Consider the following 22305-nt stretch of genomic DNA (forward strand, 5'->3'; position numbering starts at 1 on the left):
CCCCGATGCAATACTGACCTGATTAGAAACCAACTTTTAATCCGATTGAAACAGAAGCATTTTGAAACTCACCCAACATGTATTGACCATGTATAAAAAATATACCCAGGTTGATAAACAACCCGCCACCGTAATTAACAAATGATTTATTTACCTGAATATCAAATGGGTCACTGAACACAAAATTCATTTGTGTTGTTTGTGAAGGTGGCAGCCCTGTAAGATCATCGTAATTAAATTCAAAATCTCCTTCCAACTTCAATGCGTTTGTTAGACTGAATGAAGATATTTGAATGTAGGGTTTTATAATACCTAGATATTTTGCGACCGTTAGGTCAAAACCTCGGGATGAAGATGTAAAGGTAAAAGTATTATCGTCAGAATGGTTTTCAATAGGCCTGTCGTATAGGAAATTCAGTCTTTGTTGGTTGTAGCCAATGATAACTTCTACTGGCAGATGAAACCATGCAGCCACATCGTGTTGTAGGCTGAAGCCGAACTGGCCGATGGAGGCCTCTCCGAACGCCAGCTTAGGAAAATACCGGATTGCTATACCTGTATGAAATGGCAGCCATACACCTACTTGTGTACCGACAGTTGGAATTCCTACTACTGGCAAATCAACTCCCGAAAGCGCATCAATTTCTGCAGTTACATATTTATTGTTCAATGGATCGTAAATTCTCGTACCATCGGAATAGGTTAGATAATAAATGAGCGTATTATTGGCAGTGCCTCCAACCATAGTGGGTAGGATATTGTCCGATGGATTTGCTAGTTCGAGTTCTCTTTTTGGCATTGAATTAAAGTCAAAACTCTTATAAGTATCCGGCAATAAGCTAAATCCGATGACAGGGGTTACGTGGATGCTGAATTTGGTTTTTTTCTTATGTGGCATTTGCCAACCTAGGCCACCAGCTGCTCCAAAACCTTCGCTGAACGGACGGAGATAGTTGCTCAGGTAATTGTTAAAATTAAATTTGAAATCATCGGCGATTTGCTGATTGTCAATTGTTTGACCTTTTGACAAAAAGGTCAAAATCCCCATTGCAGAGGCTGCTAAAAATTTTCTCATTGGTAAAAATTTAGTCAAAAATAAAACGATTAAAATGAAAAATGGTAATATGCGTAATGTATTTTTTATTTAATCCAAAAAACTATACAAAGCAAATTTGAAGATGCGTGGTTATACCTTCTTGTCCCAGACCAAAAAGTGCGAAATCGTACTTGACAGGATCTTCTGGGTCAAAGAGTCTCAGGCTGGCGTCGAGCTCTTCCAAAGCTTTTCGGTCGTTTTGTTTACGTGAAATCAATCCTAAAGCCCTGGCTACATGACCAGTATGAACATCGAGCGGGCAGCTAAGCAATGATGGAGATATGTTTTTCCAGATTCCGAAATCCACTCCATTTGCGTTGCTTCTTACCATCCAGCGAAGAAACATATTGATTCTCTTGGCTGATGAGCCGGCTTGAGGGTCCGCTATATGTTTGGCGGTTCGACCCGGAGCACAATAGCTAAACAGTTTATTTCTGAATCTGTGAATGGCAGCCAATAGATGATCTTCCCCTGTTTCGGGCAAGAAACCTGTTTCTAATGAGTCATTTTCCTGATACCAGGCGTGAAGTGCTTTGATAAAAAATACGGCATCCTGGTGATTGAATGTTCGATGCACAAAATGCCGAAATGATTTCAAATCAGAATCCGAATGGTTTTGAACAAAATCAAAAGGTGTATTATCCATCAGCATCATTAGTTTTTGAGCATTTTGAATGATGGACTTCCTGCTTCCCCAGCTGATGATAGCCGTAAGAAGCCCTGAGATTTCGATATCCTGTTTCAAAGAGAAACGATGAGGCACACTGATGGGGTCGAAGGGTATAAAATGTTCACTTTCATAATAGGATGCTTTTTCATCCAGAAATCGTTTAAGAGATTGAGGGTTTTTCATTGTACTTACAAAACAGCAGGAAAATCACCTAAACTACGACGACGATCAAATTTTAAATCGCGCAGCATACCAGCTTTGGCATTGATGGTAAGAAAATAAGACTTTTGAAAGCCGACCGGCACCCAGCTGAAGCTCATCATCCAGCAATGCAGATCGCGGGTGATGTTAATACTTGTAAAGCCCAATTCCCTTCTTACCAGGTCATATCCTGAATTAAAATTTATTCTCCAGTTTTCAGTCAGTTCGAGGTTCCCTCCAAACATTAGTGACTGTATTGTAGATGGAGCAACTGACCCAGTAGCAGGGGTGACTGAGAGGGCATAATTAACGGAAAGAGACCATCTGGCCGAATAATCCACGCGCATCACAGGATTATAGTAATTGATGTCACCAGAGGTAATGCCTGCTGGATTGTAGAGATCACTTTCTGCAGCTGAGGTCGTCGACGGTGGATCTTTATCCTCTTTACGACCAAACCACCTCTGGAAGGTAGTGCTGCTAATGCTGGTACCCAGGTTTAGGGTTTGACTCTGCTGTCGCAAGAGGCTACCGGTGAGTGAGTAATGTGTTTGCGGTATTCTTCGACCCTGCTCATCTACTCCATAGATGTCAAATGAGGTCAGGTAATTTACACTGAGATTTCCTTTAAACAGAGAGGTCCTAGCAGTGAGATTGATGACACTCCATTTGAACTCGGGGGCTGCCAGATTGTAGCTTCCATCGATTGAAAAACCTTCGATAAGCATCACCTTCGATTCTCCGGTTGAGTCTTTTTTGCTTTTAAATTTGGCATCTAAGATGTTGTCGAGCCCAAAGTTGATAAGCCCCGCCATGCCTGCGCCTGGCGTGCCAAAGGCAGCACCCGGAAAGCGGTTTTGAATTCCTATTTTTCCGGTAGTGTCAACTTGTACTTCCTGAAACGGCCTTCCTGCAAATGCACTCCATATACCGGTAGAAAAGTCCGGAATATAGCTAAGTCCCAGGCGTGGAGTCATTACATGTCTCATGGCCTTGACAGGGCCATATTTATAATTGAAAATTCCATAAAGTTTGGTAGTAAATTGAACTGAGGTGCTGAGGTCGTTGAGCATATAGAAGCCTCTGAGAGTATCGGTGATTACTGGTCTACGCAAAGAATCGTCGAATGTAAACGAATAAGATCGGAAATACCAGCGCGACCCGAGACTTACCGAAGGTACCATGGTGATGTGCCTCAGTATCCGATAATTACCGGAGAATGGAATTCTGTGGCTGATTCCATTCACTGAATTTCTCATGAGCTGTTCGAGAGGGTTACCACGTAGGGAGTCGAGAATAAAGGAAACTGAATTTCTAAAATTCATCGAATAATTAAATCCTATATCTTCATACCACTTAGGCAATCCTGTGGGTTTTTTCTTTTTAAAGGGCAGTACCCTGGTTACATTGACTGCCAACTCTGGAAAATTCAGGTCCACCTGGCCGGTCTGAAGGTTTTGTCTGTGGTTTACTCCCATATTGAGCGTAATAGGCTTTCCTGGAAAAGTTTTTACCAAGCTGATGGAGGAGCCGATGTTGTTGTTAAGTACTTGATTTTGTTGAAAAGTACTGGTTTGATAGAAATTTGTTGTTACAAAGTTCAGATTGGCCGAGAAGTTGAGGTCAGGCCTTGCTTTTGGGTCCTGGGAATGGGACCACGAAATCTGGAAATCACTCTGATTGGTGTAGCGACCTATTTCCGCAAAAATAGGCCGGCCTATGATCAATCGGTTATAAATAATGTTGAAATTGCCATTGAATTTATATCTGCGGGCATATCGGGTAGTATTTCGGAGTTGAAAACCACCCATCGTAAAAATGTCGGCCGAAAACAACATGTCGTAATACTGGCTTGCAGCCCAGTAAAATCCAAGGTTGGTAAGTCCGTAACCCCTTTGAGCATTATTGGTATACCCCGGTAGGATGATTCCGGATTTTTGCCTTTGTATAGTAGGAAAAAATCCAAATGGAACAATGACAGGTGTAGGGATATCGAGCATTTCGAGAAATGCAGGTCCTGTTACAATTTGCTTGCCCGGGATGATTTTTGACTTCTGGGTTACAATACGAAAGTGCGGATGCTCATGGCTGCACGTGGTAAACGATGCTCTTCTGATATAAAGTACCTGATCGTCCATCATCTTTACTTCCTCTCCGTGCAGAAATCCTTCGCCCTCTTTGGTGATTACTTTTTTGATTTTGGCCTTTTTCGTATCGAAATTATAACGAATCGTATCGGTGTTGTACGATTTGCCATCCTCTGTAAACACGGGTTTTTGAATCACTCTTCCGGCAGAATCTCTGATACCCATTGCGATCAGTTCATTTTCTTTGAAATATATGATGATCAGACCAGCCTGTAGAGTGATGTTCTGATATTCGACACGGGCATTGTTGTAGAGCCTGGCAGTATTTCCATCCAGCGATATCGAGATGGTATCATCAGCACTGTATTGTACTTTACTCTGAAGGGCAGAGGATTTTTTAATTACTCTTGTTGACTCACCGAGATTCGCAGGTATTACCAGCGAGTCTTCAGACTGTGCTACTCCACGGGCAGAGTGCAAAAGGAACATCAACCCACATATAAAAGTTAAAAAGTTTCGCTGTGTAAGTTCAATCAACGGAAAAAAAACTGATAATTTTGAACCAAAGCTCAAGGCAGCAAAGGTATTTTGTATTAGGAACGAATTTTGAAAATATTGGTTAACAATTGTTGGAAGTTTACAATGAAATCCGGAATTAACTTACGAAGTGCCTTGGTCTTTGTCTGTATGATTCTTTTTTTACCCGGATTTGAAACGCTCAAGGATATCAACGATGGAGCCATCCGTACAGTGGTCATAGACCCAGGTCATGGAGGTCAAGATACTGGCAACAGGGGTACCGGCCGAAAACCAAAAAAGGAAAAAGACATCGCACTGGAAGTATCCTTACTTGTTGGAAAATACATACGTGAAAACCTACCCGATGTAAAAGTAATTTACACTCGCGACAGAGATATCTTCGTGCCACTTTATGAGCGCACCAACATTGCCAACCGCGCTAAGGCAGATCTCTTCATCAGCATCCATTGCGATGCTTACACATCTCCTGCGGCTTTTGGTTCCACAACCTTTGTGATGGGAACAACCCATAGCGACGAAAACATGCGCGTTGCCATTCAGGAAAACTCCGTAATCTTTCTGGAGGAAGATTACAAAGTGCGCTATGAAGGTTTTGATCCTACAAAACCTGAGACATATATAGCTCTTACGCTGTATCAGAATGCCCATTTAAATCAAAGTATCGAATTCGGACAAATGGTTCAGGACCAATTCAGAGATCGGGCCAAACGAAAAGACAGAGGAGTCCGCCAGCAACCGCTTTATGTAACTTGCCGCACCAGTATGCCCGCCGTGCTGATCGAGTTGGGATTTCTTACCAATCCTGCAGAAGAAGAATTCCTGAACAGTAAAGACGGACAGGAAATTATGGCATCGGCCGTTTATCGCGCTGTAAAGGAGTATAAAAACACTGTAGAAGCAAGAACAAGAAAATCGATCCCAGCACTTAGAGAACAAACAGCTGACAACAATCTATCCGCCTCCGCTCAGGCACCAGCAGCGCCTGGTAATCAAGCCTCCCAAAGCCACATACCCAATAATACCACAGATAATTCAGCAGCTGAAAACCATGCTCCCGGAAATAAAGGAGTGCATTTCAGAGTTCAATTAGAAACCACAACTTCCCCAAAACCCAAACAAGACAAGCTCTTTCAGGTAGATACTCGTATAATAGAAGTGAAAGAAGGCAACCTGTACAAGTATCAGATCTGCTGCTTTAATTCTCTGAACGAAGCAGTACAAATTCAAAACAAAATTCGAAAAAACGGGTACAAAGACGCTTTTGTAGCTCCGTACCACGGAGATCAACGCATCTCAATAATCGATGCCGAGCGCCTCCAACAGTCAAAATAAAAATGTTATTCAGCCAAGTAGAATCCCATTGGGCTGGTAAGAGGTTGTAATATTGCAAAAAATTTTAATAAATTGAAATTCTCAAGGGAATTCAAAGCCGGTTTTATCGCCATTCTTTCCATTGCTTTTTTGTATTGGGGAATCAACTTCTTGAAAGGAAACGATATATTTGTTACCAAAACAACCTTTTACGCCGTATTTGACCAGGTGAATGGCCTTGCAAAAGCACAGCCCGTCATATTAAATGGTTATAACATCGGTCAAGTAGACCAGATTTACTTCTCCGATGCATCTGGTAAAAAGCTGATTGTTCAGTTTTCAATCAGAGAAAAAATTTCCCTTACTCGCAATACCATAGCCATGATAGCCACAACGGACTTGCTCAGCGGCAAGTCCATTGTACTCAGACCGGGCGATTCTGCTGAGCTCTTAAAGTCTGGAGACACGCTGACTTCAGCCCTTGAAACAGGTTTTGCCGAGGAACTCGTACAACTAAAAGACAATTTTGAAAACATTACACATCACCTGGATTCCTTGCTCATCAAAGTCAACACCATACTGGATGAGCACAATGTAAACCAGCTTCAAAAGAGTATATCCGTCATCAATAGAACCATTGACCAAAATGCAGAGAAAATTTCCAATATAGTTAGCAACCTGGAGCGAATCTCTCAAAGCATTGCAGGTCAGAATTCCGCCCTCAACCGGACGCTGGAAAATGCTGCTGAAATTACAGAATCTATCAAAGACGAAAATCCCGCCCGACTGATCGCTACCTTACAGCAAACCACAGGTGAGTTAAAAAAAATTCTGGAAGATATTAACTCCGGCAGAGGCAATCTGGGTAAAATGGCTCGGGACAGCCTCTTATATCAAAACCTTCTCATTACCACCGACCAATTGAACAAATTAGTACTTGACCTGAAATACAATCCCAGGCGGTACATCAATGTTTCCGTATTTGGCAAAAAGACAAAACCATATTCAGACCAGGAAATTCATAATAAATTCAGGGAAGAAAAACCTTTAAATCCCTAAATTTGTCTAAATTATAAGATGTTGACAGTATGAGTTTTGGATTGAGCAATGTGATATTCCTGCTTGCGCTATTTACGGCGATTTATTTTTTCGCAAAAAATGTAAAGAAGATACGACGCAACATACTTCTTGCGCGCGATTCACTCAGAACTGACCAACCAGCTACACGCTGGAAAATCATGACAAGGGTGGCACTTGGTCAAAGCAAAATGGTAGTCAACCCCGTGGCCGGTTTGTTTCACATTGTGATCTATGCAGGCTTCTTGCTAATTAATATTGAGGTGCTAGAGATAGTTCTCGATGGAATACTAGGCACTCACAGGCTTTTTGCACAGCCGCTTGGCGCGCTTTATACAGCCGCTATCAATTTTTTTGAAATACTTGCAGTGGCAGTGATCGTGGCATGCGTGGTGTTTTTGTGGAGGCGAAATGTGATGAAAATCGACAGATTCAGGAAACCAGAATTACAGGGATGGCCCTTTAGAGATGCCAATTACATTCTGATTATTGAGATTGTGTTAATGATAGCATTACTTTCCATTGGAGCAGCTGAAGCCAATATGGAAAATCCTCCTGCAGGTCCGTTTATTATCTCATCCCTATTGGCACCTGTGTTTTCCGGCCTCTCACAAGATGGGTTGCACATCGCCGAACGCATAGCATGGTGGGCACATATCCTTGGAATCTTGGCATTTCTGAATTATCTGCCATTTTCAAAACATTTTCACATAATACTTTCTTTTCCAAATACCTGGTACGCTAAATTGACACCCTATGGAAAATTTCCCATACACCAAAGGGTTAAAAAAGAGGTCGAATTGATGCTTGATCCTCATGCAGACCCATATACCGCCCCCTCAGATCAATCTCAGGAATCTTCTGAAAAGTTTGGCGCAAAAGATGTGATGGATCTCACCTGGGTAAACGTGCTCAATGCATACGCCTGTACAGAATGCGGAAGATGTACCGCTGAATGCCCGGCAAATCAGACCGGAAAAAAATTGTCACCACGCAAAATAATGATGGATGTGCGTGATAGGGCAGAAGAAATTGGCAGAATTATAGACGCAAACGGTGGAAAATTCGTAGACGATGGCAAAAGTCTGCTCGATCATTACATCACCAGAGAAGAAATTTGGGCCTGTACCAGTTGCAATGCTTGTGTAGAAGCTTGTCCGGTGCTCATTGACCCATTAGACATCATCATGCAGCTGCGACAATATGTAGTGATGGAAGAAGCTAAAGCACCTCAAAGTCTGAATCTGATGATGACAAATGTGGAAAACAATGGCGCACCATGGCAATTTGCCCAAGCTGACAGAGCTAACTGGGTATACCAATAACTAATAAACGCAGCTATTGACAATGGAAAAGAACAATTTTCCCCTACTATTGGATGCTGAAGAAAATGGGAAGAAAATCAGCCCTCAACTTCCACCCGGGGTTAAAAACTTTCTTATTGATATCGACGGTACTATTTGCGAAGATATTCCCAATGAAGAACCATGGCGTATGATAGACGCCAAAGTGTATCCAGATGCTTTGAAAATTTGTAACCACTGGTACGAGCAAGGGCATATCATCACCTTTTTTACATCAAGGACGGAACAGCACCGGGAAGTGACAGAAACATGGCTCAAAAAGCACGGCTTCAAGTATCACGGCATCCTCTTTGGAAAACCACGCGGTGGCAATTATCATTGGATTGATAACCACATAGTCCGGGCTACACGCTACAAAGGAAAATTTACCGATCTAGTAGAACGAAATGTAACCATAGAGGTTTTTGAAGAATAATGAGCATTCGCCTTACTACTTGCTATCTGGTCAGCCTGTTGTTTTTACTTCACTCAGCATGTAAAAAAGATTCAGAGATTATCATTCCCGTACACCAGGCAACCCTTGGCATTATACGAGATTTTAAAGATTTTAAAAGATGTCTATCATCCGATGGTGACACATTTGTTGCCCGCCATAAATCGGATACCACATTTATGGCTGGTGAAACAGTCAATAATCAAAGACCGGTCTTCCAGGTAATACGTCATATTCTTTACATCAGCGAAATCGATTTAGAAATTACCTTTGAAATCACGGCAGATTATCATCCTGACCAATTGACAAGAATACATGACAAAGTTTTAATGAAAATTGTGAGCAATGACAAATTCAATGAGATGACCCTTGTCACTTTACCTAAAGATTGGGTATGTCTCAACAATTGTGAATACAAATCGAGTCTGGAATTGCTGGGTCAGACCTATCAATCTGTCCTGTGCATGAGATTGCCGGAACATCCAAATATTTACTACAGCATTGGAAATGATGGAAAATTTGCAGGATTTTCCTGCAGTGCTGGTAAAATATACAGATGGATTGATTAACAGTTTGATTATGACGGAAAAAGTAAAAACTATGGCCGAATGGGCGGCCGAAGGCAATACACCCGAAATACTATTTTGGGTGGGATGTGCCGGATCATTTGACGATAGGGCTAAACGAATCACAAAAAGCCTGGCTTCGATTTTACAAAAAGCAGGGATTACCTTCGGTATATTGGGTACTGAAGAAAGTTGTACAGGGGATCCTGCCAAACGAGCCGGAAATGAATTTTTGTTTCAGATGATGGCCATGCAAAATATTCAAATTCTCAATGGTTATGGCATAAAAAAAATTGTGACCGCCTGCCCCCATTGTTTCAACACTCTAAAAAATGAATATCCTGAACTTGGCGGTGACTACCAGGTCGTTCATCATTCCCAGCTCATCGATGAGCTGTTAAAATCTAATCAATTGAGAATTGAAGGCGGCAGCTTCAAAGGCAAGAAAATCACGTATCACGATCCATGTTATCTCGGAAGGGCCAATGGCGTGTACGAAGCTCCAAGAGCAGTGATTGAAGCGCTGGATGTGGACCTTGTGGAAATGAAAAGAAGCAAAGCAAAGGGGTTGTGCTGTGGAGCTGGTGGCGCACAAATGTTTAAAGAACCAGAAAAGGGTCATAAAGACATCAATATAGAAAGAACAGAAGAAGCCCTTGCTACTGGTAGTGAGATTATAGCAGCTGCATGCCCGTTTTGCAATGTAATGATGACCGATGGGGTTAAAAATAAAGAGAAAGAGCAGGAAGTAAAAGTTTTGGACATCGCCGAGCTGATCAATGCAAGTCTTTGACGCTATCTTCCTGTTGCCCGCGCAATACTATCAGGGTAGTCCGTGATAATTCCATGAACCCCCATTTTTATTAGCTTTAATGCAGTAGGTATGTCGTTCACAGTCCATGGAATGAGCTTTATTCTCCTGCTGTTACAAAACTTTACCCATTGTGGTAGAATGTGGCTGTAATGTGGACTCATTACATCCGGTAAAAATCCCAACATATCGAGCTTCTCCGAGGGTTTTTCATCCGCATCGATGAGCAGGGCAAGTCTTAAAGCAGGATGAGCTTGCCTCAAATATTGCAAGGTAGGAAGGTGAAAGCTCTGTACCAGACATCTGTCGACGATCTTATGCCTGTAGATTACGCCAGCCACAAGGTCAGCAAAGGCCCTGTAATCGGGGTGAAAAATACCCTCCCATTCATCCCGGGCTTTTATTTCTATATTGTAATAAAATTTCTTTCCTTTGTTTTTGGCAAATACTTCTACAGTGTCAATTACATCAGATAGTTTCGGTTTGAAATATTCTCTTTGTTTCTGTAGTGGAAAGCGAGGATGAGGATATGTGCCGCATTTGGTTTTTTTTACCTGCTCATAGGTAAATTCATAAATGTTGTAGGCTTCTTGTGTGCTTTCATAGATTCGGTTGCCATTCGGGTCGAGACATATTTCATGCTGAAAGAATGGCTCATGAGATAGGATGACCTGTAGGTCTGAGGTAACTACCACATCCATCTCAAGAGCATCGACGTCCATCTGAAGGGCGGCAATCATACCGTAAATGGAATTTTCCGGCCAGTAACCCCGGCAGCCCCGGTGTCCGTGTATTTCGATATTGCTATGCTTACAACTTGTAAAAATGCCCGTAATTAACAGCAACAGGCCAATTCTTAAGTCGTCTGATGTCACTTTCTAAATTTTGCAAGCTCATCCCATTGCTCTGGAGTCAGTGCCTCCAGAAAATTCATTTCTCCTGCACCTTGCAACCATTCCCCACCATCGATTACTACCACTTCCCCATTGATAAATGAGGCGTAATCACTTACGAGATATGCAGCCAGATTGGCCAGTTCACTGTGTTCACCAGCCCTTCGAAGGGGGATTTCGTTGATGACATTTAATTTTTTGTCCAGCCCACCGGGAAACAGCCTTTCCCAGGCTCCTTTTGTAGGAAATGGCCCCGGAGCAATGGCTACCTGTCTGATTCCATACTTAGCCCACTCTACTGCCAGACTCCGGGTCAGAGCCAGCACGCCTGCCTTGGCCATCGCCGAAGGCACCACATACCCACTACCGGTAAAAGCATAGGTGGTTGTAATGTTGAGCATTACTCCAACGCATTTTTTTTCAATCCATTTTTTGCCCACAGCTAGTGTGGTGTTTTTTGTTCCTTTAAGCACTATGTCGATTACTACATCAAAAGCATTGGCCGACAGGCGCTCCGTGGGGGATATAAAGTTACCGGCTGCATTGTTTACCAACACATCCAGTTGTCCGTATTTCTCAAAAATTTCATCGGCCAGTTTTTCAATCACCTCGCTTTCGCGCACATCACCGCTGATTCCGATCACCCGGCCTTCAACTCCAGAGGTATTAATCTCTTCTGCCGTCCGATCGAGGACTTCCTGCCTTCTGCTGGTGATCACCACAGTAGCTCCCAGCTCTGCAAAATATTTGGTCATTGATTTTCCCAGTCCGGTACCACCACCAGTGACCCAAAAAACCTTATCCCTAAAAGTGCCCGGAGGCATCATGGACCCGGTATTAGCTGTATTCAACATAGTTTGACCTTTGGTTTTTTTTACCTATTCTTGCCTGCAAATAAAACCTATGAAGCCACAATTTGCAGCTCTATTTGCTCTTTTCTTGGTTTTTTCTTGTAAACCGTTTAATTCATCAAATACTATGAAACCTCCTGTAGCAAAAAAAAATCCCAAAATACTGGAAATTCATGGAGATAGGCGAGTGGATTATTACTACTGGCTCAATGAAAGGGAAAATCCTGAGGTCATCGATTATTTAAAACAGGAGAATCAATATACGGATTTTGTAATGGCTGAGCTAAAGCCATTGAAGCAAAAGATTTTTGAAGAGTTGAAATCCAGAATTATAGAAGACGAAAGCTCGGTGCCTTATGAGCGAGACGGATATTTTTACTACCACAGATTTGAGAAGGGAAAAGAATATCCGATTTACTGCCGCAGAAAAGGGAGCCTCGAAGCACCGGAAGAAATTTTGCTGGACCAAAATCAGCTGGCTGAAAATAAGAAATTTCACAGCATCGGAGGCCTGTCCGTCAGTTTCGACCATCAATTGCTAGCTTTTTCGGAGGATTTCATAGGTCGCCGGCAATACATTATTCGAATTAAAGACTTAAGAACTGGAGAGATATTACCAGACAAAATAGAAAATACTACCGGCCAAATCGTCTGGGCTTCAGACAATGCTACCCTGTTTTACAACATTAAAGATGACGCTTTGCGTTCGTACAAAGTCTTCAGCTATAATTTAAAAACGAAAGAGCAGAGGGAAATTTTTCATGAAAAAGATGAAAAATTCAGCTGTTATGTTTACCCGTCGGCCTCTCGTAGATTTATTTTGATCGGAAGCAACAGTACACTTACATCGGAAATCAGATATCTGCCAGCTGACCAGCCGGAGGGTGAATGGAAAGTGTTCCATCCAAGAACTCATGGCGTATTGTACTCAGTAGCCGATGTGAACGATTATTGGATGATTCGAACCAATATCGATGGCGCCGAAAACTTTAAGATTATGACCACACCCTTCGGTCGTACACCAGCTGATAATTGGAGAGATGTAGTTCCACACAGAAACGAAGTGTTTTTGGAATCCTTTAAGCTGTTTGTATCGCTCATGGTAGTGGAGGAAAAGTACGATGGACAAACACATCTGATCGTGTACGATCATAAGGGGGTGAAAAAAGATGAAATATCTATGCCGGAACCTACCTACTCGCTCGCCATTGGCATCAATGAAAATCAAAAATCTCCCTGGGTGCGATTTGAATATCAGAGCATGGTCACACCTCCATCTACCAGAGAGTACAACCTCTTTACCAAAGAAATCCGGGTATTGAAAACCAAAGAAATACCCGGATACAATCCGGAGGACTATTTGAGTGAATACATCTTTGCCCAAGCTTCGGATGGCGAGCTAATACCTATATCTTTGGTGTATCGCAAATCCACCAAATTGGATGGAACAGCTCCCGGGGTCCTGTATGGATACGGAAGCTATGGTTACAGCCTTGAAGCCACTTTCAATGCCAATCGCCTCAGCCTGCTTGACAGGGGTTTTGTATATGCCATTGCGCACATTCGGGGCGGTCAGGAAAAGGGAAGAAGGTGGTATGAGGATGGTAAGTTTCTCAAAAAGAAAAACACCTTCACCGACTTTATTGCCTGTGCCGAATTTCTCGTCGAAAAAAAATATATAGATCCTTCCAGGTTGTTTGCCTGGGGAGGTTCTGCCGGCGGATTATTGATGGGGGCCGTGGCCAACTTGCGACCCGACCTCTGGCGTGGGATGATTTTGGACGTGCCCTTTGTAGATGTTGTCACTACCATGCTCGATGAGTCACTGCCGCTTACTGTAGGCGAATTTGAAGAATGGGGAAATCCAAAAGACCCGGAGTATTACTACTACATGAAGAGCTATTCTCCCTACGACAACATCGAGCAAAAAAACTATCCGGCTATGTTGGTTACAACTGGGTTGCACGACTCTCAAGTCCAATATTGGGAACCGGTAAAATATGTGGCCAAACTCAGAGCCACTAAAACCGATACCAATCCCTTATTGCTTTACACCAATATGGACGCAGGACACGGTGGGGCCTCAGGCAGGTTTAGATATTTGGAAGAGGTAGCTTTAAAGTTTGTCTTTTTGCTTGACCTTGCCAACCTGGCCATCAACGAATTGCCATAAAAAAACCCCGACATCCCGTCGGGGTCTATGGCCTGAGCCAAAACTATGAAAACTCTACTCCATTTATTAAATTTCAATTCACATACCATATTTGAAAATATTTCTAAAAAACTGATAATCAGATGATGGGTATTTTCGTTTGGCATAAATCTTTTCCTTTTTTCGGAAAAAAATTCCAAAATTTGGAGTTCTTGAGTCTTTTCCTGCTTTCCATAATGAACAGTGCGCCTTCTTTTGCGCAACACGAAGAACTCCGGCAACTGGCCAACGCCCTGTATTCAGCAGTTTCTGATACGTATGACAGAAAGCTTTACAACCTGGCAACCAGAGATCACGGCAAGATTCGTCAAACCAACCCTGAAACAATCGAAATGCTGCTCACTACCTTATCAAAATCAGACGAAACCGGCCGTAAAATGAGGGCCTACATCACCCTATATGCATATTCGGACCGGGACGAATGCCGGTTGGCTTCCGACTTTTGGTTAAAGCATTTTATAAAAGGCAATTCCATGAAGCCCAACAAAAAAACCACAGTCAAAAACACAGAACATCACTATTTTGTCCTATTCAATGCTGAGTACATACTGATAGTGGATATTCCGTGCTTTGAACTCGACCAGCAAGCATGGAAGTCCTTAAAAAAGAACGTATTGAAAATTTTTGAAGAACCTTTAACCTCTGCCCTCGAAATCAATTGCAAAGGCGAGGCAGTTTGGTCGCTCAGCGCATATTAATCATATCCGATGAATATAGAACAATTTCTCAATCCGATAATCCTGTTTTTTTTTCTTGGGGTGCTGGCACATTTTGTAAAAAGTGATTTTCAACTTCCTCAGTCCATCACTAAGTTCATTTCTTATTACCTGCTGATGAGTATCGGTCTGAAGGGAGGTTATGAGTTACATGAAAATCCCATTACCATCCAGGTATTATTAATCCTGATCTCAAGTCTGGCCGGTTCATTGCTGATTGGTTGGTATGTCTTCCATTTTTTCAGGAAGCGGACAGACATTGAAAATGCAGCAGGTATAGCCTCTACTTATGGCTCTGTTTCTGCAGTTACGTTCATTACAGCCGTTTCTTTTCTCGAGCAGCATGAGATTTCCTACGGAGGATATATGGTAGCTGCTCTCGCTTTGCTTGAACTTCCAGCCATCATCCAGGGGATTTTTTTTGTCAGAAAAAATCAGCCCGATCAGCAGTTGGGTCTTTCTGCTCTGATTGTCGACACATTAACGCATGGCTCCGTGTTCATTCTGTTGGGATCAGTTCTGATAGGTGCCATTTCAGATCACGACCTCATGGAAGACATCAAACCATTCACACACAGTATTTTTAAAGGAATGCTGTGTTTTTTTCTAATGGATTTGGGCATAGTAGCAGGCCACAGAATGAGTTTTCTCCCCAGACTCGGAAAACGCGTCATAGTTTTTGGTCTCATCGCACCCTTGGTTCATGCCATAGCCTTCATACTTGTCGGGAGGCTCGTAGGAGCCTCACCTGGCGATGCCTATTTGATGGGTATCCTCGGAGGAGGCGCCTCCTACATTGCTGTACCCGCAGCATTTCGCACGGCAGTGCCCGAAGCAGACCCAGGTATCTATGTACCGTTGGCTCTGGGAATTACTTTTCCCGTAAACATTCTTTTCGGCATACCTTTATATTACCAAATCGTCCAATGGCTATGGCAGTAAAAACAAAGCTCGAAATCGTAATCCCCAAACCAGACTTACACCGTCTGAAAAAAATCCTAGAATATCCGGGCGTAGGAGGCTACACCATCATAGACGACGTCAAAGGGCAGGGCCAACGCGGTGAAAAAGACAACCTCGGACTAAGCGACTCATTCACCAATGTAATGGTAATAGTAGTCTGCGATACCGAAATAGCAGAAAAAATTAAAGAACCCATCAAAGCCCTCATCAGCCGGGTGGGTGGAATAGCATACCATCAGGAAGTCAATTGGATTTGACAAACAGCTCTTAAAATTTCTTTAAACATTCTTTACCCCAATTTCCTTTTTTAAACCATATCACACATCCCCTGTCTAAAAAACACATTTTTTACCAACTATGTCGGAAAAATTCGCACTCTTTTTAGTCACTTTTGTATTGATTTTTTCATCCGTTTCAGCTCAAAATTCTACCATCAAAGGCACAATAATCTCTTCTACCGACAATCAGCCCCTGCCCGGAGTCAATGTAGTAGCCCGCAAAACTGCCGACAACCGCCTGGCCGGAGCAGCCATCACAGACCCAAAAGGAAAATTTGAGCTCTCCATCCGAAAAGGACAGCAATACAAAATTCAAATTTCCTTTATAGGATACCGAAACTTTACCGTCGAATTGCTACTAAACAAAGACACCACGCTCGGTACTATCGCACTTCGCCCCGATACCAACCTCCTCGAAGATGTAATTGTCATCGGAGAAGTCATCCCCATACAAGTCAAAGGCGATACTACCGAATACGCAGCCGATGCATTTAAAGTAAATCCCGATGCCAGCGTAGCTGATTTGCTGAAAAAACTACCCGGCATTACCATCGAAAACGGCCAGATTAAATCCCAAGGACAAACCATCGACCGCGTATTGGTCGACAAAGAAGAATTCTTCGGAAACGATGCCCTCAGCATCGTCCAAAATCTACCCGCCGATATAGCCGATCGCATCCAGATTTTCGAAGAGCGCAGCGAGCAAGCCAGATTCTCCGGATTCGACGACGGCCGAGAACGACGCGTACTCAACATCGTCACAAAAAAAGAAAAGCGATTCGGCAACTTCGGCAAACTCGAAACCGGCATAGGCACAAGCGATAGATTCGCAGCCGGCGGCAATATCAACTTCTTCCGAAACAAAGAGCGCATCTCCATCACCGGACAACACAACAACCTCAACCAACTCAATGTAGGCCAGGAAGATCCCTTGGCCGGCTCCCAGTTCCGTCGCTTCCGCCAATTTATGCCCACCGAATCAGCAGTCGACGGTATCAATACCCTCTCCACCTTCGGCCTAAACTACCAAAATAGCAGCACCCGCTGGAAGCTCACGGCAGGCTACAACTTCCGCAATAACCTAAACGACCTCGAAACCAAACGCATACGAGAAACCTTCCTCAATGAATCCACCAGTCAGTTTACCGACGAAAACCGCCTGGCACAGACCACTACCCAAAGCCATCGCTTCAACGGCAGATTCGAATACAACTTCGACTCCCTCCACTCCATAGTATTTATCCCCAATATTAGCTACAACATCACCGACCGCTTTGACTCCACCATCACCCAAACCACCATCGGAAAAGACATCCTACTCAACTCCGGCAATAACCGGCTCAACAATCGCTCCGAAACCATGGCCCTCCAAACCCAACTTATCTTCCGAAAAGCCTTCCTAAAAAAAGGACGAACCCTTTCATTAGATGCCTCCTACAACCAATCCAACACCACGACCCTGAATCTCCTGCTGGCCAACAACATCTTTGCCCTCACCAACCCCGACACCACCTTCCGCGACCAAAAACAAGACCGCATCAACGACGCCCTCAACACCACCGCACGCCTCTCCTTTACAGAACCCCTGTCCTCTACACATTCTCTCGAATTCAACTACGCACCCGAGTACCGCATCACCCGCTCCAACCAATATACCGCAGCCATCACCGCCTTCGGCCAGACCGTCTACCTACCCGACACAGCACTCAGCAACGAATTCGACAACTTCATCCACACCCAAAGAACCGGCCTGAAGCACCAATACCGCAGTACCGACGAAAAAGTTACCCTCACCACAGGCCTCGACTTCGCCTATACACGCCTCTTCAGCCAGCAGCTCTTCCCCAAAACCAAAGAAATCGACCAACCCTTCCGAAACTTCTTCCCCTCCATCTTCTTCCGCTATCGCATAGGACCCCGCCAAAACTTCCGCATCAACTATACCACCACCAATAACCTCCCCTCCGTCAGCCAGCTCCAAAACGTCATCGACAACTCAAACCCCCTGGTCCTCACCACCGGCAATCCCAACCTCCTGCAAGAATTCACACACAACATCCGCATCGCATACGGCTTCTTCAACTTCAGCGGCAAAGGCGGCTTCATGAGCCTCTCCTACGGCCTGACCAACAATGTCATCTCCAACGTATCCAACATCCTCCTCCAGGATACCATCCTACCCGATGGAACCCCCGTCAAACGCGGCACTCAAATCATCACCCCGGAAAACCTCCCGGCACGCACCAATGCCAACTTCTTTGGCGCCTTCAACATGCCCATCTCAAAACTCAAAATCAACCTCAGCCTCATCGGCTCCCTCGGATGGCTCCAAAACCCCTCCCGAATCAACGGAATCGACAACCGCGTCGACAACTACTCCACCAATGGCGGCATCGGCATCAGCAGCAACCTCGGAGAACGCATCGACTTCAACCTCCGCACCAACCTTACCTACTTCATCGTCACCAACCGACTCCAGCCCGAACTCAACAACAACTACTACCTCAACCTCAACTCCGCCTCAGCCACCATACTCCCCTGGAAAGGCCTCGTCCTCAATTTCGACCTCGTCCAAACCCAATACTACGGACTGGCCGACGCCATCAACCCCAACTTCATACGGCTCAACTCCTACATCGGCTACAAATTCCTCAAAAACCGCGCAGGCGAATTCCGCCTCTCCGTCTTTGACCTCCTCAACCAAAACACCAGCATCAACCGCACCGTCAGCGAACTCTTTGTTGAAGATACCCAATCCCTCGTCCTAAACCGCTTCTACCTCCTTTCCTTTATCTATCAGTTTCGCAACTACAAAGGCAACCGGGCTCCCCAACCCGCCACCCCCGACGTCATGATGCGCTGACCGTTTTACCACTTTCCTTTTTTTTTATTGGGCCGTGCCCCCTGTGGCGAGCATCGGCCTGCAGCCGAGAGCTCACCACAGGGGTCGGGCTGCTCCGGGGTACGCTTCGCTCCCGTGCTTCGCACCGCCCTTGCGGGCGCCCTCCGCATCCCTCACGGAAGCACACAGCAAACTCCTCTTACCATCAAACGACCATAAACCCAAATCAGCTATTAAAAAGATTTTCATGCACAATGTAAAATCCTCAATACCAGGACCAATAAGCATATGCACCTCCCTCCAAATCCTTTTATACTCAAAAGAACCAGATACCCTCCCGGAAAATCTGGACAAAAAGAGCCCACTCCTACCGACACACCACCTCGTGTACCCCATCTTAAAACCTGGACACATTACCCCCTCTAAGACCTGATCCCTCCAATCACCACGACCTCCAGGTCAAAATACCAAAAACCACAGCCATCAGATAACCTGAAAAACCTGCTCACCCTCCCCGTAGAAACCAAAACTTCCAACCCATCTAAGCATTCCCAATGGTGGACATAAGTCACGCAACTCAACGAACTTCGGAAGGGATATAAAAGAAGAGGACATCACCACCAAATCAGCGCAAAAAGACCGCACCATGCGAAAGCAAACCCGCAAAACCACCAGTCCATTGCAACATCCTTTTCCAAAACCAGCATCCAGACACATCACCTGAGCCAAATACAAAGCCCGTCGGCTTGAAATTTTAAATACACGGTCAACAGTTCAAATCCCTGGCGACCATCATAGACTACCTAGCCTCATTAGTCCGTATTGTGCCTTTTTTAATAGCCCAGCACCCCCCGAGTATTTTACTTTGCAATTTGAATATCTGTCCCCATGAATCCTTCAAAAAAAGTATTTGATAACATCCTCCAGGCCATAGGCAATACACCTCTAATACGTCTCAACCGAGTCGCACAAGACATCCCCTGTCCCGTATATGCCAAAGTGGAGTACTTCAATCCCGGCCACAGCACCAAAGACCGCATGGCGCTCAAAATGATTGAAGACGCTGAGCGCGACGGCAGATTAAAACCCGGCGGCACCATCATCGAGTGCACCAGCGGCAATACAGGCATGGGGCTGGCACTTGCAGCCGCTGTAAAAGGTTACAAGCTCATCTGCACCATGAACGACAAGCAAAGCAAAGAAAAAATGGATATCCTTCGGGCCATGGGTGCAGAAATCTACGTATGCCCAACCAACGTACCACCAGAGCATCCCGACTCCTACTACTCCGTAGCCCGTCGCCTCAATCAACAAATTCCAAACTCCTTCTTCCCAAACCAATACGACAACCTGAGCAATCGTCAGGCACATTATGAAACTACCGGACCCGAAATCTGGGAACAAACCGAAGGCAAAATCACCCACTTTGTAGTAGGCGTCGGCACAGGAGGCACCATCTCCGGAGTAGCCAAATATCTGAAAGAGAAAAATCCCGACATAAAAATCTGGGGAGCTGACACCTATGGTTCGGTCTTTAAAAAATATCACGAAACCGGCATATTTGACAACAACGAAATTTACAGCTACATCACCGAAGGCATAGGAGAGGACATCCTTCCGGCTAATGTCGATTTTTCGTTAATAGACCTTTTTGAAAAAGTAACCGACCGCGACGGAGCTTTATTGGCCCGAGAGTTGGCTAAAAAAGAAGGGCTTTTTCTTGGCTATTCAGCTGGCAGTGCTTTTGGTGTAGTTCGTCAGTTAAAGCACCTGCTGAAACCCACGGACCTTGTCGTCGTACTCTTTCATGACCATGGCAGCCGCTACGTCGGCAAGATATACAACGACGATTGGATGCGCGAGCGGGGTTTCTTACCGCAAAACAACAAAGTGGCAAAAGACTTTGTAGACCGCCACTCCCGATTGCCACTCCTTCGGATAGGAGTAGGAGAGCCGGTAAGCAATGCCATCCGACTGATGCGAAAATACTCCATCTCCCAGCTGCCCGTAGTTAAAGACGATACGTTCATCGGCTCCCTTGACGAAAGAACACTTCTCGACGCCTTGATCGAAGACCCCTCAGCCGTCGACAGGCTCGCCGGTGAGCTGATGCGGAAACCCTTTCCAATCGTAGAAGCCACCACCCCGGTAGAAGAGTTTCGCCAATTGTTTACCGCTGATTGTGGAGCTGTATTAGTTCATCTCGGCGATGGAGAATATCACATCATCACCAGAAACGATCTGATAGCCCAGCTGGGATGACCCGAATTCTCCTGCGTTGTTCTGGGACTTCCATTCCGATTTTTTAAAGAGCGGTCACGCGATATACATTTGTCAATCCCAACAAACCTTCCACGTTATGTCCCGTCCGGTTACCCTCGGAGAGTTTATCATCGAAAAACAAAAGGATTTTCCCTATGCATCCGGAGAATTATCCCAATTGCTTAGTTCTATCCGATTAGCCTCGAAAATTGTAAATCGTGAAATTAACAGAGCAGGACTCGCAGATATTTTAGGCTCAGTAGGACAGCAAAACATACAGGGCGAAACCCAAATGAAGCTCGATGTATATGCCAATGAGGTTTTCATCAATGCGCTCAGAGCCCGTGGATTGGTCGGAGGCCTTGCTTCCGAGGAAAACGACGACTACATCGCTTTCGACGAAGAAATTCACAAAGACAGCAAATACGTCGTACTCATCGACCCACTGGACGGCTCCTCCAATATTGACGTCAATGTATCCGTAGGCACCATATTCTCCATTTATCGAAGGCTGTCAGCACCCGGCACTAAGGTGACGATTGAAGACTTCCTGCAGCCCGGTCACAAGCAAGTAGCCGCCGGATACATCGTTTATGGCAGCAGCACCATGCTGGTATATACCACAGGTCATGGAGTGAATGGGTTTACGCTAGACCCTTCGCTGGGTGTCTTTTTGCTCTCCCACAAAAATATCAAAATGCCGACAAGTGGAACTATCTACTCCATCAACGAAGGCAACTATGTCAAATTTCCGGAGGGCGTCAAAAAGTACATAAAATACTGTCAGGAAAGCGATCCAGCCACGAAAAGACCTTATACCAGCCGCTATATCGGCTCGCTGGTGAGCGATTTTCACCGCAATCTGCTGAAAGGGGGCATATACATCTACCCTCAAGGTACCAATGCACCTAATGGTAAGTTGCGCTTGCTGTATGAGTGCAATCCCCTGGCCTTTATCGCAGAACAAGCCGGAGGCCTTGCCACTGACGGGTACCGGAGAATTTTGGACATACAGCCAAATGACTTGCATCAGCGGGTGCCGTATTTCGTAGGAAGCGCTGATATGGTGTCTAAGGCAATGGAATTTATGAACCAGTTCAATCAAAAATTGTAAATAAACCAAAATCCAAAC

At 44.6% G+C, this 22305-nt stretch carries 18 protein-coding genes; 13 read left to right on the plus strand and 5 right to left on the minus strand.

Annotated elements, in window-relative coordinates:
* Nucleotides 1–22: 22 nt before the first annotated feature.
* The 3 genes from DES35_RS07880 to DES35_RS07890 form a co-directional block, all read right to left on the minus strand.
* Nucleotides 23–1075, minus strand: coding sequence for a DUF6588 family protein (locus tag DES35_RS07880; RefSeq protein WP_114366285.1), 1053 nt, complete (start codon nt 1073–1075; stop codon nt 23–25).
* Between the two features lie 82 nt (nt 1076–1157).
* Nucleotides 1158–1949, minus strand: a complete 792-nt coding sequence (locus DES35_RS07885) for a TIGR02757 family protein (protein WP_037358332.1) — start codon at nt 1947–1949, stop codon at nt 1158–1160.
* A gap of 5 nt (nt 1950–1954) precedes the next feature.
* Nucleotides 1955–4543: a putative LPS assembly protein LptD gene (locus tag DES35_RS07890; protein WP_114366286.1), complete on the minus strand. Its 2589-nt coding sequence runs from the start codon at nt 4541–4543 to the stop codon at nt 1955–1957.
* A 153-nt stretch (nt 4544–4696) separates the two neighbouring features.
* Between DES35_RS07890 and DES35_RS07895 the strand changes: the two genes are divergently transcribed.
* The 6 genes from DES35_RS07895 (at nt 4697) to DES35_RS07920 (ending at nt 10138) form a co-directional block, all read left to right on the plus strand.
* A complete protein-coding gene (locus DES35_RS07895) occupies nt 4697–5926 on the plus strand; it encodes an N-acetylmuramoyl-L-alanine amidase (RefSeq protein ID WP_114366287.1) in 1230 nt (409 codons plus the stop codon).
* A 72-nt stretch (nt 5927–5998) separates the two neighbouring features.
* Nucleotides 5999–6964, plus strand: coding sequence for an MlaD family protein (locus DES35_RS07900; RefSeq protein WP_037358338.1), 966 nt, complete (start codon nt 5999–6001; stop codon nt 6962–6964).
* Between the two features lie 29 nt (nt 6965–6993).
* Nucleotides 6994–8307: a 4Fe-4S dicluster domain-containing protein gene (locus DES35_RS07905; protein WP_114366289.1), complete on the plus strand. Its 1314-nt coding sequence runs from the start codon at nt 6994–6996 to the stop codon at nt 8305–8307.
* A gap of 22 nt (nt 8308–8329) precedes the next feature.
* Nucleotides 8330–8761, plus strand: a complete 432-nt coding sequence (locus tag DES35_RS07910; protein WP_114366290.1) for an LNS2 domain-containing protein — start codon at nt 8330–8332, stop codon at nt 8759–8761.
* Nucleotides 8761–9348: a hypothetical protein gene (locus DES35_RS07915; protein WP_114366291.1), complete on the plus strand. Its 588-nt coding sequence runs from the start codon at nt 8761–8763 to the stop codon at nt 9346–9348. Before DES35_RS07910 ends, DES35_RS07915 begins: the two co-directional genes overlap by 1 nt.
* Nucleotides 9349–9358: 10 nt before the next feature.
* Nucleotides 9359–10138, plus strand: coding sequence for a (Fe-S)-binding protein (locus tag DES35_RS07920; RefSeq protein ID WP_114366366.1), 780 nt, complete (start codon nt 9359–9361; stop codon nt 10136–10138).
* A gap of 2 nt (nt 10139–10140) precedes the next feature.
* Here the strand turns inward: DES35_RS07920 and DES35_RS07925 are convergent, their stop codons facing one another.
* Together DES35_RS07925 and DES35_RS07930 are read right to left on the minus strand one after the other, a co-directional pair.
* The gene (locus DES35_RS07925) at nt 10141–11031 is read right to left on the minus strand and encodes a glycerophosphodiester phosphodiesterase family protein (RefSeq protein ID WP_160171973.1); all 891 of its coding nucleotides are present in this window, start codon (nt 11029–11031) and stop codon (nt 10141–10143) included.
* Nucleotides 11028–11903, minus strand: a complete 876-nt coding sequence (locus tag DES35_RS07930; protein WP_037358348.1) for an SDR family oxidoreductase — start codon at nt 11901–11903, stop codon at nt 11028–11030. The genes DES35_RS07925 and DES35_RS07930 overlap by 4 nt, the downstream gene beginning before the upstream one ends.
* Before the next feature lie 124 nt (nt 11904–12027).
* Here DES35_RS07930 and DES35_RS07935 point away from each other — a divergent pair, with 124 nt between their 5' ends.
* The 7 genes from DES35_RS07935 to fbp all read left to right on the plus strand — a co-directional run bounded on the left by DES35_RS07935 (nt 12028) and on the right by fbp (nt 22287).
* Nucleotides 12028–14073 carry a S9 family peptidase gene (locus tag DES35_RS07935; RefSeq protein WP_037358351.1) on the plus strand — a complete coding sequence of 682 codons (2046 nt, stop codon included), beginning with the start codon at nt 12028–12030 and terminating at the stop codon, nt 14071–14073.
* 191 nt (nt 14074–14264) lie between these two features.
* The gene (locus DES35_RS07940; RefSeq protein WP_125039430.1) at nt 14265–14810 is read left to right on the plus strand and encodes a hypothetical protein; all 546 of its coding nucleotides are present in this window, start codon (nt 14265–14267) and stop codon (nt 14808–14810) included.
* 9 nt (nt 14811–14819) lie between these two features.
* Nucleotides 14820–15770, plus strand: coding sequence for a sodium-dependent bicarbonate transport family permease (locus DES35_RS07945; RefSeq protein WP_114366293.1), 951 nt, complete (start codon nt 14820–14822; stop codon nt 15768–15770).
* On the plus strand, nt 15761–16048 hold the full coding sequence (locus DES35_RS07950) for a P-II family nitrogen regulator (RefSeq protein WP_125039431.1): 288 nt from the start codon (nt 15761–15763) through the stop codon (nt 16046–16048). The genes DES35_RS07945 and DES35_RS07950 overlap by 10 nt, the downstream gene beginning before the upstream one ends.
* A 100-nt stretch (nt 16049–16148) precedes the next feature.
* Complete coding sequence (locus DES35_RS07955; protein ID WP_037358360.1) at nt 16149–18932, plus strand: TonB-dependent receptor; 2784 nt, start codon at nt 16149–16151, stop codon at nt 18930–18932.
* Between the two features lie 867 nt (nt 18933–19799).
* Entirely contained in the window at nt 19800–21173 is a 1374-nt protein-coding gene (locus DES35_RS07965; RefSeq protein WP_037358363.1) for a pyridoxal-phosphate dependent enzyme, read from the plus strand.
* 97 nt (nt 21174–21270) lie between these two features.
* Nucleotides 21271–22287, plus strand: a complete 1017-nt coding sequence (gene fbp, locus DES35_RS07970) for a class 1 fructose-bisphosphatase (RefSeq protein ID WP_114366294.1) — start codon at nt 21271–21273, stop codon at nt 22285–22287.
* Nucleotides 22288–22305 lie beyond the last annotated feature (18 nt).

This window comes from Schleiferia thermophila (genome assembly GCF_003337435.1).
In the GTDB taxonomy this organism is placed as follows: Bacteria; Bacteroidota; Bacteroidia; order Flavobacteriales; family Schleiferiaceae; genus Schleiferia; species Schleiferia thermophila.

Bases quoted from the DNA above. Each gene is read 5' to 3' on its own strand.
- DES35_RS07920 (WP_114366366.1), top strand. From the start codon at position 9,359: ATGACGGAAAAAGTAAAAACTATGGCCGAATGGGCGGCCGAAGGCAAT.
- DES35_RS07890 (WP_114366286.1), bottom strand. From the start codon at position 4,543: ATGTTCCTTTTGCACTCTGCCCGTGGAGTAGCACAGTCTGAAGACTCG.
- DES35_RS07945 (WP_114366293.1), top strand. From the start codon at position 14,820: ATGAATATAGAACAATTTCTCAATCCGATAATCCTGTTTTTTTTTCTT.
- DES35_RS07910 (WP_114366290.1), top strand. From the start codon at position 8,330: ATGGAAAAGAACAATTTTCCCCTACTATTGGATGCTGAAGAAAATGGG.
- DES35_RS07895 (WP_114366287.1), top strand. From the start codon at position 4,697: ATGAAATCCGGAATTAACTTACGAAGTGCCTTGGTCTTTGTCTGTATG.
- DES35_RS07905 (WP_114366289.1), top strand. From the start codon at position 6,994: ATGAGTTTTGGATTGAGCAATGTGATATTCCTGCTTGCGCTATTTACG.
- DES35_RS07935 (WP_037358351.1), top strand. From the start codon at position 12,028: ATGAAACCTCCTGTAGCAAAAAAAAATCCCAAAATACTGGAAATTCAT.
- DES35_RS07885 (WP_037358332.1), bottom strand. From the start codon at position 1,949: ATGAAAAACCCTCAATCTCTTAAACGATTTCTGGATGAAAAAGCATCC.
- DES35_RS07880 (WP_114366285.1), bottom strand. From the start codon at position 1,075: ATGAGAAAATTTTTAGCAGCCTCTGCAATGGGGATTTTGACCTTTTTG.
- DES35_RS07915 (WP_114366291.1), top strand. From the start codon at position 8,761: ATGAGCATTCGCCTTACTACTTGCTATCTGGTCAGCCTGTTGTTTTTA.
- fbp (WP_114366294.1), top strand. From the start codon at position 21,271: ATGTCCCGTCCGGTTACCCTCGGAGAGTTTATCATCGAAAAACAAAAG.
- DES35_RS07965 (WP_037358363.1), top strand. From the start codon at position 19,800: ATGAATCCTTCAAAAAAAGTATTTGATAACATCCTCCAGGCCATAGGC.
- DES35_RS07930 (WP_037358348.1), bottom strand. From the start codon at position 11,903: ATGTTGAATACAGCTAATACCGGGTCCATGATGCCTCCGGGCACTTTT.
- DES35_RS07955 (WP_037358360.1), top strand. From the start codon at position 16,149: ATGTCGGAAAAATTCGCACTCTTTTTAGTCACTTTTGTATTGATTTTT.
- DES35_RS07950 (WP_125039431.1), top strand. From the start codon at position 15,761: ATGGCAGTAAAAACAAAGCTCGAAATCGTAATCCCCAAACCAGACTTA.